The sequence below is a fragment of the Thalassospira sp. HJ genome, assembly GCF_000948415.1.
Taxonomy (GTDB): domain Bacteria; phylum Pseudomonadota; class Alphaproteobacteria; order Rhodospirillales; family Thalassospiraceae; genus Thalassospira.
In genome coordinates this window covers 391,430-416,341 of record NZ_JYII01000010.1, presented here as the reverse complement: position 1 = coordinate 416,341, position 24,912 = coordinate 391,430, and the positions used below count along the sequence as shown (strand labels likewise).

Below are 24,912 nucleotides of genomic sequence, written 5' to 3'. Positions count from 1 at the left end.
ATTAGACGGTATTATTTTCTTTCTATGATGAGCCCGTCTCATAAATAGAAAGGCATCATTTCCAGATGGGTTACCGGTCTATCGGCCCGTCACATCTCATACCCGGGCTTTTTGTAGAGCTGGTTCGGCTTGGCCTTGATGTCGGGTTCATAGACATCTGTTTTCCAGTTATCCGGACCGACTTCCTCGATCGCAACTGAAACGGCTTCGTCGCCATATTCAAAGATTTCCATCACATGTTTGGTAATGGCATCTGCCAGACGCTTCTTCTGGTCTTCAGTCTTTCCCGGCCAGGTTTTGACAATGACATGGGGCATTTGGGTCGTCCTTTGTTCGAAGTTTAATTGGATATAGGAACGGTCCGACCGCAAACCATCAAGGCGTAATGCGCAGCAACCGATCACCTTCATTCGGGCCGGAGCTTCGCGGGGAGCGATTGGTCGTAATCACATAAAGCGCATCACCAAGCGGCAAGACATCGCGGTAGCGTTCATTGGTCGAAAGCACTTCCGTGGTCTCGGATGCCTCAAGCGGATAAGCCAGAAGCGCCTTGGCACGAAGGGCCGCAATCAACACCACATCATCAACCATGGCAATCGCCGACGGTGCCCAGGTATTGCGCCCGGCATGGATGATCGGGCTTTGCATGCCGTCGCGGCTGTCATTCCCCTCGACCGCGGGCCAGCCGTAATTTGCGCCAGCCGTAATCAGGTTAAGCTCGTCATTGCCCGACTGGCCATGCTCGGCGGCGTACATGACTCCATCCGAATTCCACGCCAATCCTTGCGGATTGCGATGCCCATAAGACCAGATATAGGATCCCGCAAACGGGTTATCATCGGGAATGGCCCCATCCGGGGTCATGCGCAGGATCTTGCCCGCCAGACTTTCAAGGTCTTGCGGCAAAGCCGGGTCTGCTGTCCAGCCGGTTGTGACATAAAGATACCCGTCCGGGCCAAAGGCAATTCGCCCGCCGTTATAAAGTCGGTGACCGGGAATACCATCCAACAACACAGCCGTTTCACGCCACGACTGGCCGTCAAATTCTGCTGTCACCAATTTGTTCAACCGCGCACCGGTATCGGATCGATAGCTGTAATAAAGCCATGCCTTGCCGCTTTGGGCAAAGTCACCGGCAAGGGCAAGCCCCATCAACCCGCTGCCCCCTTCATGGACCACCGGGTCCGAGCTTTGCAGGGCAAACCGGCGCAGCTCGCCATCGACCAGATGGACAATATTGCCTTCCCCCTCGGTCATGACAAAGCCCCCCTCAATCGGGCGGATCGCCCATGGATAGGCAAGCTCATCACTGATGACTTCGACCTGCCAATCACGCGCTTGATCGGCCATCAGTTGGGCAGCCGTCAAGCTGGTGTCATTGGCAAATGCTGCGGTCGCAGATGTGCCAAGCACACAAACGGCTACAAGGGCAAAGCGGCGAACAGTTCGGGCGCGGGGCATATGTCGTAAACTCTTGGGCATGGTTCTTGTGAACATCTCTAGGGTTCCGGCATTTGAAATTGGGGGTCGCAGTTAGGCGAAATCAACGTCCCCTTAATCTACCCGGGAAATCGGATGCGATAATCCCAGGTAAACCAATAGAACTAATGAGCCCGGTTCATAAACCGGCGTCGGCCCATCGGGATCCACAGCGCAATCAGCCCAAGAACCGTAAAGCCACCCGTAATTGCAATCGCCTGTCGCCATCCTTCAAACAGGCCAGTTGTCCCGCCATGTTCCGCCCCGTTGGCGATCACGATGGCGATGATGGTAATCCCGACGGATGATCCCAGATAACGCGCGGTATTGTTCGCCGCACTGCCCATGGCACTGCGTTCGACCGGCACGTGATGCACGGCCTGATGGCCAAGTGATGCGTTTAAAACCCCGTTCGAAATCCCCGCCACAAAAAGGCCGGGCAAAACGGCGACATATCCGGCATCCGGTGCCATGAACAGCAGCGATAACTGCCCGACAAGACAGCCGGTAATACTGACCGATAACAACAAACCCGGTGTCAGACTGCGCGGAAGGTAGCGCGTAAGAAACGCGGCCACCGCCGTCATTGCTGACCAGGCTGTCAGAACAAGTGCCGCCTTGAACGGACTAAACCCGATCCCCTGTTCAAGCATCACCGGGGTCAGTGTCATCAGCGACAGAATACCCGCGCCAGAGGCAAAAGCCGCAACCGTCGCCCCGACAAACCCGGCATCCTTGAACAGACCAAGCTGCAGGATTGGGTTGCTTGATCGCAATTCGGTACGAACAAAAAGGGCGGTTCCCACAACACCGATAACGGCCAAGATGCCGACAATGACATAAGCGCCGACACGCAATTCGGTCAATGACGCCAAAAGACACGACATGCCAATGAACAAAAGGATCGATCCCGGCACGTCAATCGGACGCGCCGTACGTTTGTTCGGGCGCCCCGGCAACAATTGATGGCCCAGCAGCACCAGCAAGGCGGTCGCAATCACCACCATCCAGTGCGAACTGCGCCAGCCGCCGATGGGTAAAAGAAGGGCCGCAACAATCGGACCGATGGCAACACCTGCCCCCAGTGACGCTGCCCAGATCGCAGCTGCGCGGGCCTTGTCGTGACTACTGTCATAAATCCGCCCGATCAGGCCAAGTCCGCACGCAGTTACTGCCGCGCAGCCAATACCTTGCAACACACGCGCAACAATCAGGACAAAGGCATCAGGTGCCAATGCCCCCAGGATTGAGGAGGCGAACAAAACCACAAGCCCGCCCTGAAAGGTGCGCTTATAGCCGTAATTATCGCCCAATGCCCCGGCACCAAGAAGCCCGGCCGCAGCACCAAGCGGCATGCCGCTCATGATCCAGGCCTGTTCGCCGGCACTGATGGCAAAGGTTTCACCAATGGCGATGATCGTCGTCAGTGGCAGGGTAAACACCACCAGCGACAACAACGTTGCCAACGCAATAACAAGAAGTGCGGGGGCACTGGATGCCCCCGCCGCAGATTGGTCTGCCGTCATGAATGTTTATTCCGTGAACTGCGCATCGGTAACCGGTTCCAGCCACTCGACATTCTTGCCGTCTTCAAATTGCTGAACAGCATAGTGGGTGACAGATGTCGTGTCGGTCGCTCCGTGCCAGTGTTTGACACCCGGCGGGCACCAGACAACATCGCCCGGCTGCATCACGTGCTTTTCCTTACCTTCTTCCTGCACCCAACCGGTACCTTCGGTCACGATCAGCATCTGACCTGCCGGATGGGTGTGCCAGTTCGAACGTGCGCCGGGCATAAAGGTGACCTTGCCGCTATTGACGACAAACGGGTCTTTGTTTTCGAAAACCATTTCGACATAAACGTCACCCGTGAACAGGTCCGGGGATCCCATCATGCCGGCGCGGTCGCCATTCTTGGTGATCACCAGGCCTTCGGCCATCGCACCGGTGGCGCAAACTGTCATGGCGGAAGCGATCATAAGCGTTCTGAACATCTCGAAAATCTCCATTGGGCATATCAATTGGGCGCAGGCATCCATTCCGGGCAGCCGAAATGCTGCCCGAATACCCGCACGCGGTCTTTTCGGGAGGTAATCCTTGCCAGAACCCCGACTGTTTTGCCGGTGATCGCGTGCGCACCACGATCATCGGCAACATGTCAAAGCAGTCTTCTGCCTGTCTGGCCCAGACGTCGGGTCAAGGACCCGTCAAAAGCGAAGAACCGCGTGGCGCAGCCACACAACACCGCCCTCAAGCGTTTCGCTACCGATCAGGGATAATTCCTGATTGGCAGCGGGAAATTCCTGGCCGTCTCCGTGATAGTCATAGATCGATGGCACACCCTTAAGCCCATCAATGGTCGGGCAGATCAGCGTGCTTGTTTCATCAATCAGACCGGCACGCAAAAACGCCCCGTTCAATTTGCCACCACCTTCAAGCAGCAGCTTCTTCAAACCAAATTCGCTCGCCAGCACCGAAAGGGCACGGTCAAGATCCATGCCATCCGGCCCGGCAAACAGGTATGAAACGCCCTGCTCACGAAGGTGCTCGAGATGGCTTTCCTCGACCGTATCGGCAAGAACGACAATCGCGTGATCGCCATCGATCTCGCCCCCGTCCCAAAGCAGCCGGCCAGACGGATCAAAGGCGACCCCGACGGTTTCGGACGTGCGTGCCGCCAGATGGTTCGGGCGGTTGCGCGATGCTTCGGGCACGGCTTTTTCACGGATCCCGGCAGCGTAATGTTCCATGGTGCGGCGGCCGACCATCCAGCCATCCGCACCAAAAGTCTCTGCCACACGGTCATAGTGACGCTCGATCAAATCATCGATGGTGCCACCATGGGGATTACCCCAACGTTCGGCCCAAAGCCGCCCGTCAAGCGAGGTAATCATGTGACAAACAATCGTGGGGCGCATGTGTCTTCCAAACTTTCCGATGGGGCTGGCAATCAGCCCTCATAGTCCTTGTCGCTGACATGCTCCATCCAGGTGACGGGGCTGCCATTGATGCTTTCCTGGATCGCGATATGCGACATCGCGGTTTCCGGGGATGCACCGTGCCAGTGTTTTTCCTCGGCCGGGAACCAGACAACATCGCCCGGGAAGATTTCCTCGATCGGGCCACCTTCACGTTGCACGCGGCCTTTGCCAGACGTCACAATCAGGGTCTGACCCGCCGGATGGGTGTGCCATGCGGTACGTGCGCCCGGTTCAAAGGTCACATGTGCACCCGATGCGCGGCCCGGTTCTTCGGCGGCGAACAGCGGATCGACACGGACAGTTCCGGTAAACCAGTCTGCCGGGCCCTTGCCCGACGGGTTTGATCCAACACGCGTGATTTTCATTTTCGATCTCCTAAATTTTGAGCCCGGCGATCGTTTGGTCGGGCATATCCTAAACCTATGCCTGTCAGCCGATTTCACTAGTCCGGAAAATCAACAAGCAATTATGAGCGGTGCTCATGAAATGGCCTTTGATCAATGCTTGTCGAACCGGTAGGTCAGTTTCGGCCCACCGGGCTGACCATAGGCAAGCTCGGCTGTAATCATGGCGAACGGTTCACAGAACCGCGCGGTTCGAAGGGCGCCGGCATCACATGGGGAAAATCCCATATCGCTAATCAGATCGGCGGCCACCGATTTGGCCCCGGCATCATCGCCGTAATACAAAACGTCGGCGCGCTCGCCTTTGCCCTTGTTGGCAAAGACGGTCTCAAAAACTTCACTCGGCGTGGTGTTGAACGCCGATACCCAGCGCGCCTTGGGCCGCAGGCTTGCCAGATGCTCCGCACCGGATGTTGTTGCGCCAACCACCAGATCCCGGTTCTGCAGATCGAGTGGCACACAGCAATTTACAACCACCTTGCCGGCAAGATCGCCTGCCTGGGACAACACATCATCAATCCGCGACCAGTGCACGGCGAGCAACAGCACATCGGAATTCTCAACCGCGAACGATACCGAACCGAACTGGCCGTTTTCGACACCATCGGCCAGACGCTTCAGTTTTGCCTCACTACGGGCATAGCTGAAAATCACATCATGCCCGGCCTTGGCCCAGAATGTGCCAAGCTTCGCGCCCATCAGGCCGGAACCCAGAATTCCAATTTTCAATTCAATTCTCCTGCTTGCGACCTGAATGATTCTATGGGGTCTTAACGCTAAAGATTGTGACTTGGTTCTCATGAAACCAGTCAAATCCACAGATTGCTCTTATGAATTTGGCTCATTGATGTAACAATACCTATATGACCAAGGGTCTGCTAAACGTATCGGTTTGTTGATGTTTCGATGCTGACCCATGCCAAGACCGACCGTTCGCCCGACTCTGCAACCGACCCTGCAACCAAACGGAGCGCAAAACATGTTGCGTGAAAATGTTGTCGACCTGCTGGCCTTCATCGCCGTTGCCCGTGCGGGAAGTTTCACGCGCGCCGCCGCCCAGATCGGCGTTTCGCAATCCGCACTCAGCCACACGGTGCGCGGTCTTGAAGAACGGCTTGGCATGCGGCTTCTGTCACGCACCACGCGCAAGGTCGCCCCGACCTCAGCCGGTGAACGCGTGCTGGAGCGCATCGAACCCCACTTCGCCGAGATCGATGTAGAACTGCGCGCACTGGTCGAAATGCGTGATCGCCCGGCCGGGCTGATCCGCCTGACGGCAACCGATCATGCGGCTGATACCGTCATCTGGCCAAAGCTCAAGGACGTCATAAGCGACTATCCCGAACTCAAGGTCGAAGTGAATTCGGACTACCGCCTTACCGACATCGTTTCGGAACGCTATGACGCCGGGGTCCGCCTTGGCGAACAGGTGTCCGAAGGCATGATCGGGGTTCGCATCGGCCCGGATTTCCGCATGCTGGCCGTGGCATCGCCGGATTATCTTGCCAGTCACCCGGCCCCGGAAACCCCCAGCGAGCTTGGCGAACATAGCTGTATCAACCTGCGCCTGCCGACCCATGACGGCCTCTATGCCTGGGAATTTGAAAAGGATGATCGCGAAATTCGCGTTCATGTCGATGGGCAGCTGACATTCAACACCATCAATCCGATCGTCGATGCCGCCCTGGCAGGCTACGGCATCGGCTATGTGCCCGAAGATTTGGTCAATGATCATATTGCCGCCGGACGTCTGCAGGTCGTGCTTGGCGATTGGTGCCCGCCTTTCCCCGGTTACTACCTGTATTACCCGCACCGTCGGCAATCCTCGCCGGCCTTTGGCGTGATTGTCGATGCGCTTCGCCATCGCGACTAGATTGATATGTGAGCCGTGCTCATGAAACCTTTCGGGGAAGCCTGACTAATCATCGACCACTTGGGCAACTAAGCTTGCGGGATCAAAATGCTTTTACTGCCATGATCCCGCAAAAGGACGCCTTGCCCATGCCCCATGCACGTTCACGCCTGACCCTTCCGGCACTTTGCATCGCCATGACACTGGCGGCCGCACCGGCGTTCGCCCAATCTCCCAATGAACAGGTCACCTTCCCCGAGGGCTACGAAAACGGTGTGCATTACGGCACTTTTAAGCGCGGCGGCATTACCGAGGAACTCTTTACCTCGCCGGATGCGATCGCCGCTGCCAAGGCAGGTGAACCGTTTCCCGACGGCACCGTGATCATGATGGAAGATCATCGCGACGGAAAACTCTATCGCTATGTCGCCATGGAAAAGCGCGCCGAGTGGGACGACTACAGCGTTTCGGGATCGTGGCTGTTTCGTGAATGGGATGCCAACCGCGTCGCCAAGGCATCCGAAGACGGCACCAGTTGCCAGTCCTGCCACACCTCACAGGCCGAAAACGACTTTGTCTTCACCCATCACCTGATGCTGGATGACTAGGTCATGATGCGCGCCTACTGCTAAAATTGCTGCCTTTGGTCTCGTCGTGAGCTACCCTGTCAGGGATCATTCATAACCGGGCAGCAACCATGCGCGCTCCTTCGGGCCAGACCGCCTATAGTGACGTGAAATCCATGTTCTTTGCCGTCGAGCAGGCCGGGCTTCGCCTTGCCATCAAGGGACGGCTGGTCGCCATTCTGGTTCTGGGGATCTGGATGGTGATCACCAGACCGCCGGAAAGATCCTTTGATATCATCTTTGCCATGGTCGTACTGGCGATCTTCGGCCTTCTGCATTTCGCCATTATCGGCTCTGTCTGGGATCGCAAATGGGTCAAATATGCGTTCCTGACCGTCGATTACATTCTGATTTCCGGCGCGATGACGATCTTTCCACCGGAACCGTCCTTTGACCTGCCACAGTTCTTCACGTTCCGGTTCGACGTCTTTCATTACTACTACATCGTGCTGGCCGTCGCGGCGTTTAGCTTCTCACCCGGGCTGGTCTTGTGGGCTGGCGCAATCGGGGCCGCGGGTTGGATGACAGCCTTCCTCTGGGTGCGCTCAAAGGTCGCAACACCGCTTGAATGGGGCGATGCCATCCAAAGCACCAGCACCGATCAGTTTCTTTCCGTCTTCCTCAGTGACCGGTTCGTCGGCACCGGCAGCCGGGTTCAGGAAGCGCTGATTTATCTGGTTGTTGCTTGTCTCATCGCCCTTGTCATGCAGCGTGCGCGTCAGACCGTTCATCGGCAGTTCGATGCCGAACGCGATCGCAACACTGTTTCGCAAATCTTTGGTCAGTTCGTGCCCGCAAGCATTGCCGACACGATGATCAAGGATCGTGGCATGCTTGATCCGGTCGAACGTGATGCCACCATTCTGTTTGTCGATATTGCCGGTTTCACCCAACTGACTGAAAACCGCGGTCCAAAGGCAACCGTGGATATCCTCAATGCCTATTTCGATGCCACCACCGATGTCATTGGCAAGCATGATGGCGTGGTCACACAGTTTCAGGGCGATGCGATACTTGCGGTCTTCAATGTTCCCATTGCCAATCATGATCACGCCAAAAGCGCCTTTGATGCCGCGTGCGACATTCTGGACAGCGTCGGCAAAACCACCTTTGCCGGTGAAACCCTCTCGGTTCGGATTGGGATCAATAGCGGGCCGGTGATTGCCGGGAATGTCGGGGGTGGTGGACGGCAAAGCTATACGGTGCATGGCGATACCGTAAATCTCGCCGCACGGCTCGAAGCCATGAACAAGGATTATAACACTCCCCTGCTTCTGACCGAGGCAACGGCAAGTCTGCTTCCGGATACCCGGCTTGTGCCAATGGGCGAGGTCGCGGTGCGCGGCCACAGCACGAAGGTCGCGATTTTCTCTTTGCCCGTTTGATTTGATCTTTGCCCAAGGACAAAGCCCCTTCCCGCACGGCGGCGAAAGGGGGCTTTGACACGGGGTCGGGGGACTTTGAATTTAGTTTGCGATTTTAGTTTGCCCGGGACTCAAACACGTCCTTGGCAACCGGCATTGCGGAAAAGATGTTCGGCCAGCCGGCATAGAATGCCAGATGCGACAGAACGGCCGAGGCCTCATCTTTCGAAAGCCCGTTATCCATCGCCTTGTTCAGATGGAACGGCATCTGTTCGACCTTGCTTGCCGCAATCAGGGCGGCCACGGTCACAAGACTGCGGTCACGCGGTGCGAGTGCCGGGCGCAGCCAAAGATCAAGGAAAAGAAGCTGTTCGGTGTTATCGACCACACCCTGCGAAACATCGCCAAAGGTGTCCTGAACAAAGGTCTGACGCGCATCCTCGGCTTCCTGGTTCAGCGGCAGCAATTCCGGATCGACGGCGGGAAGTTCGGAAACCTCGATACCGCGTTCTTCATAGATCGGCGCGATCACTTCGGAGGCAGCCGTTGCATTGCTCCAACCGGTATAGAAGGCCAGATGGGTAATGGTTTCGGAAATCTCGGCCGGGGTCACACCAGCATCAAGGGCGACATTGACATAAGTGCCAAGGTCTTCGGTGTCATGACGGGTGACAAGGGCAGCAACCGTAATCAGGCCACGGTCACGCGCCGAAAGGTCATCTTGCTGCCAAAGGGTGTCAAACAGCGCATCCTGCGTATAGTTCGAAAGGGCCGGTGCCACACGCGACAACGCCGAAAGATCGGGCGCTGCTACGCTGCTTTCCTGAGCCTGAACCGCGGGCGCTGCGAGCGAAAGGGCGAATACCGTCGATACAATCTGCTTTTTCATCTGGATCATCCTGTTTGCTTGCGTTGCGGAAAACTTCCTGTGCCGGAAGCCTTGCAAACAGAGATACGCCAGCCCCACTCAAAAACTAGGCTACCCAATTCGATTAGACCCATTAGATCAAGTCATAAGTCGTACTGGAACAACCCATAAAACGATATTTCTCAACGCCTTACGACGCGACGAGAAAGTTTCAAAACTGGTATAAGCTAATTGGAACTAATGCCGATCTCACCCTAAACGTAATCATGTTCACACATTTATCACGCAGCAGATCTCATCGGGAACGAAGGTTCTTCTGCGCAACCGATCTGAAGATGACAGAAGAAAAAGTATGGTTGACAGCAAACCTGTTCGCGCCGGATGTTTAGTTAGCTGAACTTCTTTGATTTTTAAGCTCAGCTAACTGAAATGAGCTTCACAACGCTGGATCGGAAGACGCAGAAATGCGCGACATCAATCTCAGGGCTACCGAGTATTTTGAATCTGTTGCAAGGCTTGGCACCGTAACCAAGGCGGCCTCGGAGCTTGGCGTATCGCCGTCTGCTGTCAGTCAGCAAATCCGCATTCTTGAAGAGCAATTCGGGGTCCGGTTGTTCCGCCGTGAAAAACGGCGTCTGGTGCTTACCCCCGATGGTGACCGCCTGTTTCAAACCACATCGCAGGCCTTTAGCGCCATTCGCAATGCCCGCAGTGCGATTAGCAGACAGCGTGACACACGTAACCTGACAGTACGTGTCAGCCCAAGCTTCGGGGTCAGGTGGCTTGGCCCGCGCATTGCCGATTTTGCCGCGCAGAATCCGGATTGGAACATACGCATTGATGCCACCCCGGATTTCTCGGCCTTCGATACCGAAGCCATTGATTTCGATCTTCGTTACGGTTTGGGCGGCTGGACCGGATTGACGGTTGATCCGGTGATGCATGATCTGGTTCTGCCGGTCTGCAGCCCGGATTACCTTGCATATCTTCGCACTGTCTCAGACGACCCCAACGAACAGATCAAGGCCGCCCGCCTGATTGACAGTGTTAAGGCACTTTATCGCTGGGATTTGTGGCTTGCCTCCAACCGGATATCGGTCACGGGTCTGGAATATCCGTTTCGTTTTGATCGCTCGTCGATGTCGATCGAACTGGCCAAACAGGGCGGCGGCATTGCTCTTGATAGCTTGACGCTTTTCCTACCTGAGCTCAAACGCGGTGAGCTGGTGCCCTTTTCAATCGGTTTTGATGTCATCGATTTCCCAGCCTACTGGTTCGTCTGCCCACCGCGCCATTTCAATCGCCGGATCGTCAATCGGTTTTCCGGATGGCTAAAGGACAAGGCGCAGGAACACGAACTAGAAGCCCGCAGTCTGCTTGTCGATATGGGCTGCAAGTTCCGGCCTGAATCAGGGCCGGAACTTATCACAACCATCTCCTGACCCTAATAAATCGTCAGTGCGGGCACATAAGAGATCAGCAAAAGTAAAATGATTGCCACGCAATAGAATGGCATCAACGCCTTGACGGTTTCACCCACCCCGGCCCTTGCGATCGCGGCCGAAATGAAAAGCGTCGTCCCGACCGGCGGCGTATAGAGCCCGACCGCAAGGTTTACCACCATCATTAATCCCAGCTGAACCAGATCGAGACCGATTGCGTTGCCAATGGTCACAAAAAGCGGACCAAGCAGAAGTACCGCCGCCGGAAGATCGAGAAACGCACCGACAATCAGCATCACGAGATTAAGCGCGATAATGACCATCCATGGCTCGGCAAATGTCGCCTGCACCCAGACGGCCAGTTCTTGTGGCACACGTTCGGCGGTCAATACCCACTGTATCGTCGAGGATGCCATGATGATGATCATCACCGCCCCGGTCATAAGCCCGGTATCAACAACAGCCGACCAAATGCCTTTCCAGCTGAGGTCACGATAGACAACAGCGCTGATGATCAGGGCGTAGGCAACAGCCAGAACGCTGACTTCCGTCGGGGTTGCAACACCAAACCGTAAAGCGCCGATCACAAACACCGGCATCAAAAGAGCAGGAAGGGCAGCAAACATTTGCATCCGGAACGCGCTGAAACCACCCGCAAGTGGGGAGCGTGGAAGGTTGCGGCGATGTGCAACAAAACCAACCGTTGCCATCATCCCCACACCCAGCAGAACCCCTGGCAGGATACCGGCAATAAACAAATCAACAATCGAGACGCCTGAAACAAGGCCATACAAAATAAGCGGGATCGACGGCGGGATCAGAACCGATATCGTCGAAGAGGCTGAATTGATCGCGGCTGAAAAACCTGCCGGATAGCCTTCCTTTTTCTGCACCGGTATCAAGGCATTCCCAAGGGCAGAAGCATCCGCCACAGCAGACCCCGACACCCCGCCAAACATCACAGACCCGATGATGGAGACCTGTCCCAGCCCGCCTTTGAAATGCCCCACAATCAGCCGGGCGGTATTGACAAGATACACCCCGAACTTGCCCGACATCATCAAATTCCCTGCAAGAATGAAAAAGGGAATGGCCAACATCGGAAAACTCTGGGTCGGGGTATAAAGCCGCTGGGCGATCACGGCCATCGGCTTGCCTTCAAGCCACAAGGCCGCCGCCGCCCCGCCCAACATGGCGTGTGCGACCGGAACAGAAATAAAAAGAAGAAGGAAGAAAATCCAAACCAGCGAAGGTGTCATATCAATGGTCTTTCAGCTGAGGCTGGCATGTTCGCGGTCGGGATCGGTCACATCCTCGCCGGCAAGGGTCCGCAGAATTTCAAGACCGGCGATAATCGCCATTGCCCCGAATGCAAAGGCAATGCTGGAATACCCCCAGACCTGCTTGATCCCGAGTGTCGAAAGGGTCTGGAACTGCGATGCCTTGAGGATTGGCTGACTACTGACCAGAACGCTGATTGCAATGATCAGGATGATCCCTTGAATTGCAAAATTAAGGAACAGCCGCGCACGGTGCGCAAGCATGTCAGAACACAGCGTGACCGCGATATTCCGTCCCCGTGCAGAGGCGATCACCACGCCCCCGGAAACCAACCACGGCAAAAGCAGCGCGTGGATTTCGTAGGCCCAGGCAATTCCCGAACCAAACACATAACGCAGCACCACATTTGCAAACAGTGCGAGAAACATCGAACCAAGACAGGCCGCAACAATAATGCGACCGGCCCATTCAATCAGATTAAGCGCCCCAAGAACGAGCTTGAGAAAGGAGCGCAAGCGCCCCTTTCCCTGACTTGCTGCAGACGTCATTGTCTCTGCATCCATTAAAGACCTGCCGCCTTGCGCAGTGCGGCGACAAGTTCGGGATACTCGCTGGCATATTTATCGTACACGGATTGGGTCGCCTCCTGATAAGCAGCCTTGTCTGCTTCAGCAAAAGTTGCGCCTTCTTCTTCCATTTTTGGGCGCAATGCCTCGTCAGATTCAAGAACCAGTCCACGCTGGATCTTACCTGCTTCGGCTGTGGCGTCCAGCGCGCATTGCCGGGTGGCATCATCAAGACCCGACCACCATGCCAACCCTGCAACAACCGGGGTGGTCTCATATTTGTGGCCCGTCATTGTCACATAAGGTGTGATGTCGTGGAGTTTGGCAGAATAGATGTTTACCAACGGGTTCTCCTGCCCGTCAAAGGTACCTGCCTGCAGGGCGCTTGGCAGCTCCGACCACGCCAATGGTGCGGGTGAAGCACCGAGTGCCTCGAAGATATCAATCGTCATCTGATCCGGCGGGGTGCGGATTTTCATGCCTTTCAGATCGGCAGGTTCCGCAACCGTTTTCTCAACATGGGTGATGTTGCGAATACCGTTATCCCAGAAGCCAAGCACCTTCAGACCGGCATTCTGTGCCTGTGCATCGATCATGTCTCCGACATCACCATCAAGGACTTCCCAGGCTGTTGGCAGGTCCTTGAACAGAAACGGCAAGCCCAAAAGACCGACCTCCGGCACAATCTGGCTCATTGCCCCCTGACTATTGGCTGTAACTTGGATAATCCCGGCGGATGCCGATGTCAGCATTTCGGCATCGTCCCCCATGGTCGAAGACGGCGCGACATTGACCGTGTCATTGCCACCGGTGCATTGCTGGTAAAGTTCGGCCCAACGCTCGGCTGCTACATAGCGCGGGTTGCCCGGGTTTGACCCATGCGCAAAAATCACCTCGTCAGCAACAGCCGTTCCCGAAATACAGGTGACGGCTCCCAAAGCAATAAGAAGCTGTTTTGTTGTCTTCATTGTTTCCTCCCGTTTTTTACATTTTAGAACATGGCGCCTTTCTCGTGATCGCCATGCTTTGGCTCAATGAATCAATGAGCCTCCATTGACGTCAATCTCGGTCCCTGTGCAATAGGCAGAGAGATTGGACGCAAGGAACAGTACGCAGCCTGCAACATCCGACGCGGCACCTGCGCGCCCCATCGGTATGCCTGCAAGGATCTGCTCGTTCATTTGCGGGGTCAGTTTGCCCGCCGTGATATCGGTTGCGATAAATCCGGGGCAGATGGCGTTCACACGGACATTATCAGGTGCGAGTTCGCGGGCAACCGCCTTGGTCAACCCAAGGATACCCGCCTTGGCTGCCGAGTAATGCGGCCCGCCAAAAATCCCTCCACCGCGCTGGGCCGACACCGAAGACATATTCACGATGCTGCCCGATTTGCGCTTTCGCATATCTGGAATAACTGCCTGGCTCATATACAGGGTCCCGCGCAAGTTCACATCCAAAACCGCATCGTAATTTTCCGGGCCGATATCCATGGTTTTGAGCGGCTGGGTGATCCCGGCATTATTGACCAGAACGTCGATCCTTCCCCATTTCGAAAGCAATGTCTTGGTGACGTCCTCGCAGGCAGCTTTATCCGTTACATCACAGGCCAGACCAACATGCCCGCCCCCGGCAAGATCCGCAGCTGCCGCTTCGGCAGCCCCGGCATCAAGGTCGAGAATGGCAACGATCGCACCATGTTCGGCACATAACTGTGCTGTCGCTTTGCCAAGTCCGCGCGGTGAAGCCGCACCCGTCACAACAACATACTTATTCTCAAGAAGCCTCATGACTTCTTTCCTCCCTTAAGGATATTTTTGATCACGTTAGTTTCAGACATCAGAGCCAGCCCTTTATGCTCTGAACGACCTTTTCCACCGACAATCCGTACATGTCATGCAGGGTCGGAAGGGCCCCGGCCTCAAGGAATTCATCTGGCAGTCCGATCATTTTGAAACCGGGCGTCACCCCCTCGGTCAGCAATGTTCGTGCAACAGCTTCGCCAAGACCGCCGACAACGGTATGGTTTTCGGCCGTCACAACCAGACGCCCCCCTTTGCGGGCCTCGGCCAGAATGGTCTCGGTATCAAGCGGCTTGATTGTCGGCACATGCAAAACGGCAACATCGACATTGTCATCAGCAAGCTTTTTGGCCGCGTCGAGCGCACGCATGGTCATAAAACCTGTCGACACGACAAGAACGTCTTTACCGTCCTTGATGATTTGCGCCTTGCCGAGCTGGAACTGATAATCCGGCTTGTATTGCCGCAAGACTGAGGGAACCTTTCCGCGCGGCAGCCGGGTATAAACCGGCCCGTCATGGGCCGCGATCTGGGGAACCATGCCCATGATGTCGTCTGCGTCACACGGATCGATCACCGTCATGTTCGGCAACCCCCGGAAAATCGCCAAATCTTCTGTGGCCTGATGGCTTGGTCCATATCCGGTTGTCAGTCCCGGCAGCGCACAACAGATTTTGACAGGCAATTTTTCCTCTGCAATCGCCATGGCTATAAAGTCATAGGCCCTGCGAGATGCAAAAACGGCATAGGTCGTGGCAAAGGGATTAAAACCCTCGCGCGCCAATCCGGCAGCCGCCGACATCAAAACCTGCTCAGCCATTCCCATCTGATAGAACCGGTCGGGCATTGCCTGTGCAAAGACATAAAGGTCGGTATATTTTGAAAGATCGGCGGAAAGTCCGACAATTTTCTCGTCTTTCTTTGCCATTTCCAGCAGCGCATGACCAAAAGGTGCGGCGACGGTGTCGTATCCCTCGGCTGCCAGCGAAGCAATCATTGCGGATGTCGCAACACGTTCGCCATCCGGGCCAAGTTGAACCTTGCGCGGTTCATATTTGCGTTTCATCGAAGCAAGCGTCATTGGGGCTTTTCTTCCTCCAGAACAGTCAGGGCCTTGGCCCATTCATCAGCTTCCACCCGCACGAAATGGGTGATTTCGCGTTCTTCGAGGAACTTGATCCCTTTGCACATGGTCGTATCAAAAATGATCACACGCGGGCCGGGATGATCGGACTTGCAGGCCGCTTCGAATGCTGCAACGACCGCCTTAAGGTCATTGCCATCTACTCTTTGTGTGTGCCAGCCAAAAGCGGCCCACTTGTCTTCTTCACGTCCGCGGGCAAGGGCCGCTGTGGTTTTGCCATCGGCCTGCTGGTCATTGAAGTCGACCAAACACACCAGATTGTCGAGCTTGTATTGCACGCCCGACATCACGGCTTCCCAGGTCGAGCCTTCACCAAGCTCGCCATCGGACATCAGATTGAAAACAAAGGCAGGATTGTTTTTACGCTTTAGACCAAGCGCCATACCAACGGCAATGCCCAGACCATGTCCCAAGGACCCACCGGTGATCTCCATGCCCGGGGTATAGGACGCCATCCCCGACATCGGCATGCGACTGTCATCCATGCCATAGGTTTCAAGCTCGTCCTCAGGCAAGATGCCCGCTTCCATCAAAGCGGCATACAGCGCGATAGCATAATGACCGATCGACAGCAGGAAACGGTCACGACCTTCCCATTCGGGATCTTCGGCACGATACTCAAGCACATGAAAAAACGCGGCAGCCAGCACATCTGCCACACCAAGCGCCTGACCGATATATCCCTGCCCCTGCACTTCCCCCATCAATAGCGCCTTGCGCCGGATATTCCATGCGCGCCGCTCCAGAGATACGTTGGATGCCGCACTTTGGCGACGTATTGCTGTCATTACTTCCTCCCAGATCAACTTTTTGTTGTGGAAGGAGCATGCCAGCCTGACAGGGAAATTTCTGTTATTAAATATTAAACAGTTTGTTAGCTGGACTTAACAATATATCCACGACTGGAAATCGCGAGGTGCTGCTACCTGTCGCCTATCTCAATTTTATCTGATCGGCAGCTATGTAATGAACATGTCGGACAGTACTGGCACCTCATGACTTGATGCCGACATTCGCTGCTGGATCGAACTGATCGCAACTGTCCTTGGCGGCGAGTTCGGCGCAGCATTGGGTGCCACCTGCCTTGGCATGACCGCAGCCACAGATGCCACACCCGACAACATCATGACCATCCCGGAAGTCCGCGATACGACCCAACCTAACTCAATACTTCTATCGTCATTCGAATACGCATACGAATGCTCGCGCCTCGTACCCGGCGATAAAGCCCTCTCAGTAAGCTCTCAATCATTGAGGGCTGTTTGATATGGAGACACCATTAATGACTGTTGCCCCATACTCCCCAAACAAGGCGTAGCTTTCTGCTCAGTGAAAATCGCGACTGTCGATTTTCAATTTTGGTGCTTTCCGGGTTTCTGATAAGTGTGATTGGCTCAAATTGTCCAACCCGTTTGCCCAGCGCAGATTTCTCGGGTGATTGTGGTTGCTACGGGCAATTTTGGTGTTATCCGTTAGACCTTGTAGCATTCCTGTCAGGTCAACCAATTTGTCAGCAATGATATGGGTTACACCATCTTCACGTTGAAGTTTTCCGGAAACACCAAGGACAGTTGCCGTCATAATTTCACGGCGATATTTTTCCATCACCTTGTTCCAGACCACCAGATTGGTGATGCCCGTTTCATCTTCCAGTGTGATGAACACTACCCCCGATGCCGTACCCGGGCGCTGACGGACAATAGCAAGACCTGCATGAGTTAACTTTTCTCCATCGCGTATTGCAGACAGATCACTTGCCTTGCAGATACCGGCTTCTCCAAGCGCATCGCGGAGCATGCTCATCGGGTGCCCCTTTAGAGACAAGCGCAGGCTGGCGTAATCTTCGATAATTTCCTCGCCCGGACCCATGATCGGCAAATCAACTGGCGCCTCCGGGCCAAACTCGGCCGAGACACCCATATTGTGGTTAAAGTTCTGGGCCGCTTCAAACAGGGGCAGGCTTGCTGGCGCCTTGCGCCCCTTGCCAAAACGTCGTACGGCCCAAAGGGCTTCGCGTCGTGATAGGCCAAGCGATCCGAAGGCATCGGCCTCGGCCAGTTTTTCAAGGGTAGCGGGTGATAAGCCTGTCTGGCGTGCCATCAGATAGACATCCTGAAATCCGCCGGCGGGCCGGTTGGAAATCAGGGCAAGGGCATCAAGCTCGCCAAATCCCTTGATCTGACGGAACCCAAGACGGACGGCATGATATCCCGCCGTGCGACCCGGTTCGCGTTCCAGATTGTTGTCCCAGAAACTCTGATTGATATCGATTTCAAGCACGCGCACGCCGTGATTGCGCGCATCATTGACCAGTTGTGCCGGGGCATAGAAGCCCATCGGTTGCGAATTCAAAAGCGCGCATAAAAACACGTCCGGGTGATGGCATTTAAGCCAGGATGACGCATAAGCCAGAATGGCAAAGCTCGCCGCATGGCTTTCGGGAAAACCATAATCGGCAAAGCCTTCGATTTGCTTGAAACAACGCTCAGCAAACTCCATGTCATAACCGTTGGCAAGCATACCATTGATGAATTTGGTGCGGTGTTCACCAATGGTGCCAGTGCGTTTGAAAGTCGCCATCGCCCGCCTGAGGTTATCGGCCTCTCCCCCGGAATAGCCCGCAGCAACAATGGCGATCTGCATCGCCTGTTCCTGAAACAGCGGCACGCCGCAGGTGCGTTTAAGCACGGCTTCGAGTTCTGGAGATGGATATTCGACCTTTTCGCGTCCCATGCGCCGCTGCAAAAATGGATGGACCATGCCGCCCTGAATGGGACCTGGGCGGACAATGGCGACCTGAATGGTTAGATCATAAATGCTTTGCGGCTTAAGGCGGGGCAGCATGCTCATTTGCGCGCGCGATTCCACCTGAAAAGTGCCGATACTGTCGGCCTTGGACAGCATGCGATAGGTGGCAACGTCTTCCTTGGGCAGGGTGGCGAGATCGTAATCAATGTTTTTGTGCGTGCGCAGCTCATCCAATGCCTTTCGGATGCAGGTCAGCATGCCAAGGGCCAAGATATCGACCTTGAGGATACCCAGTGCATCAATGTCATCCTTGTCCCATTCAATGGTGGTGCGGTCCGCCATGGCGGCATTGGCAATGGGCGACAGTTCACAAAGCAGTCCGCTGGTAATGACAAAGCCGCCAACATGTTGCGACAGATGGCGGGGAAAACCGGTCAGTTCCCCGGCAAGGTCCAGAACGGCCTTCAGGCGCGGCTCATCGGGATGAATGCCCGACTGGCGCATCATGGTATCATGGGCGGGTTTGCTGCTTGATCCCCAGATGGTTTTGGTCAGTTTGACGATGGTGTCTTCCGACAGGCCAAAAACCTTGCCGACATCGCGCATGGCACTGCGCGATCGATATGAAATCACGGTTGCCGTCAGTCCGGCCCGGTCGCGGCCATAGCGTTCATAGATGAACTGAATAACCTCTTCGCGGCGTTCATGTTCAAAATCGACATCGATATCAGGCGGCTCATTGCGCGCATTGCTGATGAAGCGCGAAAACAGTAACTCCACCTTGTTGGGATCGACCGAGGTCACATGCAAACAAAAACACACCGATGAGTTGGCCGCCGACCCGCGCCCCTGACAGAGGATGCCCTTGGATCTGGCAAAGGCGACAATGTCATGCACAGTCAGGAAATAGGGGGCATAGCCCAGCTCCTCAATCAGCTTGAGCTCTGTCTCGATCAGGTTTTTGACCTTGTCCGGCACCCCGTCGGGATAGCGCTTCTGTGCCCCTTCCCAGGTCAGGCGGATCAGGCGTTCCTGGGTGCCTTCGCCTGATCCGTCATTTTCATCGGGGTATTCATAACGCAGCTCATCCAGGCTGAAGCTACATTGATCGGCAATCTCGACGGTGCGGGTGATCCAGTGCGGGTGGTCCGGGAACAGGCGGGCCATTTCACGCGGCGATTTGATGTGACGTTCGCCATTGGGAAACAAACGGTATCCGGCATCCTCAATCGTGCAGTGATGGCGAATGCAGGTCAGGACATCCTGCAATGGTTTGCGCGACCGAAGGTGCATATGCACGTCATTGGTGACCACGGCGGGAATGCCAAGCTCTGCCTCGACCGCCTCGGTAAACTCAAGACGTTCGCTGTCAAACCCGTCCATGAACCGCCCGATGGCCAGCCACAGCCGCCCGTCGAAATGTGATTTCAAACTGATCAGCTCCGCGCGAAAGGCATCATCCGGGACCTGGGGCGGGACGGCGATAAACAGCAAGCCTTCGCTGTGCGTGACGATATCGGCGAGATATATCTCGCACGATCCCTTGGGTGCCCGGCGCTTGCCAAGGGTAAGCAACCGGCACAGTCGGGCATAGGATGCGCGGTCGGTCGGATAACACAGCAAGGACGGCCCATCCATCGGATCAAGCCGGCAGCCAACAATGTAATTGAGGCGATCAGCATAATTGCGATGTGCCGTATGCCCGCGCACCACCCCGGCCAGCGTGTTGTGGTCGGTCATCGCAATCGCATGCAGGCCCTTGGTGGCGGCGGTCAGGACAAGTTCCTCGGCATGCGATGCGCCGCGCAGGAAGGAAAAATTGCTGCTGACATGCAGTTCGGCATAGGCCGTATCACAAGTGGGGGTGACTTGTTTTGTCATGGCGTTATCCGGCAAATAAACCATGGACCGACCAGTTATCCTGCCCGGCATGGCCGCTGCGAAACAGCCAGATCAACCGACCCTTCTGATCGCAGATGCGGAAATAATCGCGTGTCATGTGCGACAGGGCGTAATTGTCCCGCTCCAGATGGGTCCACCATTCCGGGCAGATGCGCTCTGGCCCGTCGGCACGCAGAACATCAATCAGCATCTTGCGCCAGCGTAGTTTTGTGGGGGCACCACTCGCACTGCGCTCCATGACATCGACCGGTTCAGGCGGGTCAATCAGACGGATCGGGCGTTTGGGCAGCGGGGCATCAGCGATGCGTGCCGGTTTGATCGGCCCGGTGGGCGATTGCCGGATGGCGGCCCGTTCGGGCAGGTGGCTGGCATGATGAGCCGGGCGATATACAATGTCCTTGGGGCCCAAATGATGGGTAATGCGATCCAGCAACTCGCCCAGCGCAATGGCATCGCTGCTGTCATCCTGCTTGCGATCCAGACGGACCTGACGAAAGGCGACATGTTCGACCCAAGGGGCATAGACAATAACCTGTTCGATGCCAAAACCGGTATCAACCCCGGGCATCTTTTCCGCGAGCAATCGCAGGATATGGCTTTCGGATTGGCAGGGCGTGCCTGTGGTGGTCGTGATGGTATGGGCATGGCCATCGACCCGGATGGACCGAACGATCAGACGCCGCAGGCCAAGGTTTTCATCGCGCAGCTTCGCACAGAGATCGGCGACCATGCTTTCAATCGCATGCGCCAGATTGTCAGCACTCCCCAATGGCTCGCCAAAGCTTTGTCGTATCAGCCAAGGCGCATCGGGCAGCTCGAAATTCAGATGTTCGGGCAGACGGCCATAAAACTGATCCAGACGCAGCAAGACATCCGACCCCATACGGGTAGTGATATTGGCACGCGGTAACGAATTGATATCCCCAAGCTGTTTCAGGCCAAGCCGCGATAACAGGACGATGATGTCATCAGACAATCGCAGGGCTGTCACCGGAAATCTTGCAGCGACTTCATGATCGGCAGGCAGAGACAAAATGCGTTCAGATACAGCACCTTGATGGTAACGTGCCGCCGCCCAGGCGGCTGCGGCAGTATCAGCAATGGCAACCCGGGCTTCATGACCACGGCTTTTGATATCCCGCAAGATTTGTTCGATCATGGCTGGCTCGCCCCCAAACAGGTGACTGCCCCCGGTGATTTCCAGCCACAGCCCGCCATCCCCGATCAAGCTGTTTGTATGCAGGTCTCGATCAGGGGCCACCCACGGGCTGTATCGGTCCATATGGCGGATCAGTTGTGTCAGATGGTGATCAACGAGTTCCGGATCTTCGGGCGTGTCTTGCAGATCAGGCAGAATACTGCGCGCATCAGATAGCCGCATACCACCATGCAACCCGGCATTTTGCGCAGAACGGTTCAAACCACAGACAAAAACACCTTTGTGGTCTGTGCGCGCAATCACATGCGGCGCCCGTTTCGACCCGCTTTCTGATCGTGTTACGTCGCCCGGTTGGCGGGGGTGGTCAGGCCTGGACGTACCGATCTCTTGGCTTGTGGTCTGGCAGTCGGTTTTCCAGTGGGGCAACCACAGATAAAGAAAACGTTGTTGCATCGGTTTTGACTTTCCAGCTTCCCGGTCGGACCCCGCGTCCCCCGATCAGGCTGAGGTGATGGATATTCCCTGTCCTGTTTCGTGCTGCACCTGATGCTGGTTCAATCTTCCAGCGTGTCAGTGCGCTTGATGGCATTATGCGGTTACCCTGAGAAGCCCGGCGCATGACAATCATCCGTGTTCCGGCGGCCTCACAAGCCAGTTGCAAACGTCGCGATGCCGTCAGTTCATAATCGGTGGTTTCCAGTATGATGGATGCAACCTGCCCCGATTTGGCGACCTCTTCACATGCCCAAAGTGCTGTTGCCTGTTGATCAACCACCATCATCAAGGATTGGGCACCGGCATCAGAAAGCATCGGCAAAGACAGATGATAAAGCCCACCCTGATCAATCGCCCGCCTCTGCCTGATCCAGAAAACAGACCTTCTTGCTGGTTTTCCTTCCGGTTTGCCCTGATCGATTTGAGCCAGATGCCATGCCAAAATCGATGATGCACCAGCGTCATGATCACAGATCACTTCATGCAAGCCGAACAGGGCAATGCCGCCAAGGTTGATATTTGACGATAACGGCATCGCGCCAAATGCATGTGAAGCCACCTGACCGGCCTGAGCAGGAAAACCGGCATTTGGGCCTCTGCATATTTTCTCCGCCCGTATCAATGCAGCACGGGCTTCATTAAGACGCTCAGTCAACATCACACCAGACAACAAATGTTCACTATTTGTTCTTATTTAGGGATGCAACATTGCAGAGTCAAATTAAAAGCCCCGATCAATGGCCAATGCGTTTGGTAAAGGGTGAGATTTTGAAACTCGCTTGGGAGCTGATTCAGATCACAGATGTCAGGTGCCCCAAAAGATGACATTTTACGAAATGCGCAAAACTCTCTATGTCATTCCTGTCGGCCATCGTCGCTCTCGACAGACCTACTCTTTAACACAATTCATCAAAATTTGGTATCTCAGCAGGATCATCCACATAGTTCGGATGATCGGAGACTGATCAGACTTACTCAGTTTGTTTGCACTCAGAACCAACTTTGAGACGCTATGTCCGATAGCCACCTTGGTGACAACACCAACAGGATATTGATCCATCAATTTCCTTGACCCTAGATCAAACAACGCCTTCACTTACTGTCGCGTTGGAAAATCCAGTCGTGATCCGGGTGGTTCTGGAAACGCCATTTGCGCATCGGGCCGGCCATGACATTGAGGTAATACATCTCATAGCCATACGGGCTGCCACACGGATGATGTCCCTTGGGCACCAGCACAACGTCACCGTCTGATACCGCCATGGTTTCATCAAGTTCGCCATCTTCGGTAAAGACCCGCTGGAAACCAAAGCCCTGCTTGGGATTGAGGCGATGGTAATAGGTTTCTTCAAGATAGGTCATATCGGGATAGTTATCCTCGTCATGACGGTGCGGCGGATAGCTTGACCAGTTGCCTTGAGGTGTAAATACCTCTGTCACCAGAAGACTGTCGGCAATGTCTTTTTCTTCCATGGCAATCGGGTGGATATAGCGGGTATTGGCACCCTTTCCACGTTCGACGAGTTCGATATTCTCGATCACACGCGCCGGATGGTTGCCCTTGCCCGGCGCGGTACAAACCCCGATCGTGCAATCCGTTGTCGCCACAGCATTCCATTCGCTGTCATTCGGGGCGTAAACGCAGGCGGGGGGAATGCGTTCAAACACATTCATCCGTTTGCCAAGCTCACCAAAATCCTGATCCCCGACCGAAATATTGGCCTTGCCTTCGACCAGCACCAGAATGACTTCGCGGTCCCCCGTCACCTCGGCGGCAGTTTCACCAGCCTTAAGGTGATAAAGCCCGAACCCGACATAGCCCCAATTGGCACTTTCGGCCGTAATGTCGTGGACCTTGCCCGTCGTTCCAGTTGGCTTTCGCAGCAGATCCGCCATCAGGCATCTCCTTTATCAAGTCCGGTTTTCCGTGCCATGTCGCGAAGGGATTTCAGCCCCAAAGACTGATACTCAAACGGGTTGCGAACATTCGGGTCCTGTTCGGCTTCAATCACCAACCAACCGCTATATCCGTGTTCGCCCGCTATTTTCAGAACCGGCTCGAACGCAACGCCGCCCTCGGCATCACCGGGAACTGTAAACACACCCCGACGCACGCCTTCCAGGAAACTAAGCCCCTGCTCACGGACCTGCTTGCTGATGGCTGGGCGGACATTTTTGCAATGGATGTGACCCACGCGGTCCATGTAACGCGCGGCGAGCTCTTCCGGATCCGCACCGCCGAACCACGCATGGCCGGTATCAAGCAGAAGCTTGGTTCTCAGACCGGTATTATCCATGAAAGCATGAATTTCATCGGCCGTTTCAACAATCGTTCCCATGTGGTGGTGATAGACCAGATCAATCCCCTGATCGGCACAGTAAGCCGCGATTTCTTCGACATCGGCACCAAATTTCGCCCACTGGTCATCGGCCAGAACCGGGCTGTCATTTAGCGCAGCATCATCATTGCCGTGAATGGCGTTTGACGTTTCACAGACAATACAAACCTTGCACCCCATGGCTTTCAGCAAATCGAGATGCGGCTGGATGGCCTTTTTCTCGTCCTCAACCGAATGCGTCAGAAGATTAAGGGAATGCCAGCCCGAGATGAATTTCAGGCCATGCGGATCAAGCGCTGCCTTAAGCGCTGCAGGCTCGGTCGGCATCTTGTGGCCTTTTTCAATGCCATCAAATCCGATCTTTCCGGCTTCGGACAAGCAGGTTTCAAGGCTGATTTCTGCACCAAGGGTCTGGTCATCATCATTGGACCAGGCAATCGGGTTGGTACCGTAAAGGATCATG

At 55.3% G+C, this 24,912-nt stretch carries 24 protein-coding genes; 4 read left to right on the top strand and 20 right to left on the bottom strand.

The features are described from left to right. Positions 1-89: 89 nt before the first annotated feature. The 7 genes from UF64_RS07380 to UF64_RS07350 form a co-directional block, all read right to left on the bottom strand. On the bottom strand, positions 90-317 hold the full coding sequence (locus UF64_RS07380; RefSeq protein WP_044827943.1) for a tautomerase family protein: 228 nt from the start codon (positions 315-317) through the stop codon (positions 90-92). Positions 318-375: 58 nt separating this feature from the next. Next, complete coding sequence (locus UF64_RS07375; RefSeq protein ID WP_200892651.1) at positions 376-1,461, bottom strand: sorbosone dehydrogenase family protein; 1,086 nt, start codon at positions 1,459-1,461, stop codon at positions 376-378. A gap of 143 nt (positions 1,462-1,604) precedes the next feature. Then, positions 1,605-3,005, bottom strand: a complete 1,401-nt coding sequence (locus UF64_RS07370) for an MFS transporter (RefSeq protein WP_044827942.1) — start codon at positions 3,003-3,005, stop codon at positions 1,605-1,607. 6 nt (positions 3,006-3,011) lie between these two features. After that, positions 3,012-3,473: a cupin domain-containing protein gene (locus UF64_RS07365; RefSeq protein WP_052657520.1), complete on the bottom strand. Its 462-nt coding sequence runs from the start codon at positions 3,471-3,473 to the stop codon at positions 3,012-3,014. Positions 3,474-3,686: 213 nt separating this feature from the next. Continuing rightward, positions 3,687-4,397, bottom strand: coding sequence for a dihydrofolate reductase family protein (locus UF64_RS07360; RefSeq protein WP_052657489.1), 711 nt, complete (start codon positions 4,395-4,397; stop codon positions 3,687-3,689). 32 nt (positions 4,398-4,429) lie between these two features. Further along, complete coding sequence (locus tag UF64_RS07355) at positions 4,430-4,825, bottom strand: cupin domain-containing protein (RefSeq protein ID WP_044827939.1); 396 nt, start codon at positions 4,823-4,825, stop codon at positions 4,430-4,432. Between the two features lie 132 nt (positions 4,826-4,957). Next, positions 4,958-5,665, bottom strand: coding sequence for an NADPH-dependent F420 reductase (locus tag UF64_RS07350; RefSeq protein WP_255353089.1), 708 nt, complete (start codon positions 5,663-5,665; stop codon positions 4,958-4,960). Between the two features lie 178 nt (positions 5,666-5,843). Here UF64_RS07350 and UF64_RS07345 point away from each other — a divergent pair, with 178 nt between their 5' ends. The 3 genes from UF64_RS07345 to UF64_RS19665 all read left to right on the top strand — a co-directional run bounded on the left by UF64_RS07345 (position 5,844) and on the right by UF64_RS19665 (position 8,727). Beyond that, entirely contained in the window at positions 5,844-6,737 is an 894-nt protein-coding gene (locus tag UF64_RS07345; RefSeq protein WP_044827937.1) for a LysR family transcriptional regulator, read from the top strand. Positions 6,738-6,865: 128 nt separating this feature from the next. Then, the gene (locus tag UF64_RS07340) at positions 6,866-7,324 is read left to right on the top strand and encodes a cytochrome P460 family protein (protein WP_161794605.1); all 459 of its coding nucleotides are present in this window, start codon (positions 6,866-6,868) and stop codon (positions 7,322-7,324) included. A gap of 89 nt (positions 7,325-7,413) precedes the next feature. Continuing rightward, entirely contained in the window at positions 7,414-8,727 is a 1,314-nt protein-coding gene (locus tag UF64_RS19665) for an adenylate/guanylate cyclase domain-containing protein (RefSeq protein WP_082049611.1), read from the top strand. Between the two features lie 94 nt (positions 8,728-8,821). Here UF64_RS19665 and UF64_RS07330 read toward each other — a convergent pair whose 3' ends face one another. Then, positions 8,822-9,595 (bottom strand): carboxymuconolactone decarboxylase family protein, encoded by a 774-nt coding sequence (locus UF64_RS07330; protein ID WP_044828227.1) that lies wholly within the window; start codon positions 9,593-9,595, stop codon positions 8,822-8,824. Between the two features lie 443 nt (positions 9,596-10,038). Here UF64_RS07330 and UF64_RS07325 point away from each other — a divergent pair, with 443 nt between their 5' ends. Continuing rightward, positions 10,039-11,016, top strand: a complete 978-nt coding sequence (locus tag UF64_RS07325) for a LysR family transcriptional regulator (RefSeq protein WP_044827936.1) — start codon at positions 10,039-10,041, stop codon at positions 11,014-11,016. A 2-nt stretch (positions 11,017-11,018) separates the two neighbouring features. Here the strand turns inward: UF64_RS07325 and UF64_RS07320 are convergent, their stop codons facing one another. From UF64_RS07320 to iolE, 12 genes are all read right to left on the bottom strand, one after another. After that, positions 11,019-12,275 (bottom strand): TRAP transporter large permease, encoded by a 1,257-nt coding sequence (locus tag UF64_RS07320; RefSeq protein ID WP_044827935.1) that lies wholly within the window; start codon positions 12,273-12,275, stop codon positions 11,019-11,021. 12 nt (positions 12,276-12,287) lie between these two features. Continuing rightward, complete coding sequence (locus UF64_RS07315; RefSeq protein WP_152630635.1) at positions 12,288-12,845, bottom strand: TRAP transporter small permease; 558 nt, start codon at positions 12,843-12,845, stop codon at positions 12,288-12,290. Positions 12,846-12,859: 14 nt separating this feature from the next. Further along, on the bottom strand, positions 12,860-13,831 hold the full coding sequence (locus UF64_RS07310) for a TRAP transporter substrate-binding protein (protein ID WP_044827933.1): 972 nt from the start codon (positions 13,829-13,831) through the stop codon (positions 12,860-12,862). Between the two features lie 63 nt (positions 13,832-13,894). Next, complete coding sequence (locus tag UF64_RS07305) at positions 13,895-14,650, bottom strand: SDR family NAD(P)-dependent oxidoreductase (RefSeq protein ID WP_044827932.1); 756 nt, start codon at positions 14,648-14,650, stop codon at positions 13,895-13,897. A 49-nt stretch (positions 14,651-14,699) separates the two neighbouring features. After that, positions 14,700-15,743: a transketolase family protein gene (locus tag UF64_RS07300; protein WP_152630634.1), complete on the bottom strand. Its 1,044-nt coding sequence runs from the start codon at positions 15,741-15,743 to the stop codon at positions 14,700-14,702. Then, complete coding sequence (locus UF64_RS07295) at positions 15,740-16,594, bottom strand: transketolase (protein WP_044827931.1); 855 nt, start codon at positions 16,592-16,594, stop codon at positions 15,740-15,742. The genes UF64_RS07300 and UF64_RS07295 overlap by 4 nt, the downstream gene beginning before the upstream one ends. A gap of 205 nt (positions 16,595-16,799) precedes the next feature. Then, positions 16,800-16,964 (bottom strand): hypothetical protein, encoded by a 165-nt coding sequence (locus UF64_RS20520; protein ID WP_161794604.1) that lies wholly within the window; start codon positions 16,962-16,964, stop codon positions 16,800-16,802. A gap of 168 nt (positions 16,965-17,132) precedes the next feature. Continuing rightward, positions 17,133-20,435 carry an error-prone DNA polymerase gene (locus UF64_RS07290; RefSeq protein ID WP_044828225.1) on the bottom strand — a complete coding sequence of 1,101 codons (3,303 nt, stop codon included), beginning with the start codon at positions 20,433-20,435 and terminating at the stop codon, positions 17,133-17,135. Between the two features lie 4 nt (positions 20,436-20,439). After that, the gene (locus tag UF64_RS07285) at positions 20,440-21,999 is read right to left on the bottom strand and encodes a DNA polymerase Y family protein (RefSeq protein ID WP_369792944.1); all 1,560 of its coding nucleotides are present in this window, start codon (positions 21,997-21,999) and stop codon (positions 20,440-20,442) included. After that, a complete protein-coding gene (locus tag UF64_RS07280) occupies positions 21,980-22,771 on the bottom strand; it encodes an ImuA family protein (RefSeq protein ID WP_235285007.1) in 792 nt (263 codons plus the stop codon). Before UF64_RS07280 ends, UF64_RS07285 begins: the two co-directional genes overlap by 20 nt. A 431-nt stretch (positions 22,772-23,202) precedes the next feature. Beyond that, entirely contained in the window at positions 23,203-24,006 is an 804-nt protein-coding gene (gene iolB, locus UF64_RS07270) for a 5-deoxy-glucuronate isomerase (protein WP_044827927.1), read from the bottom strand. Further along, positions 24,006-24,911 carry a myo-inosose-2 dehydratase gene (gene iolE / locus UF64_RS07265; protein WP_044827926.1) on the bottom strand — a complete coding sequence of 302 codons (906 nt, stop codon included), beginning with the start codon at positions 24,909-24,911 and terminating at the stop codon, positions 24,006-24,008. The genes iolB and iolE overlap by 1 nt, the downstream gene beginning before the upstream one ends. Position 24,912: the final 1 nt, after the last annotated feature.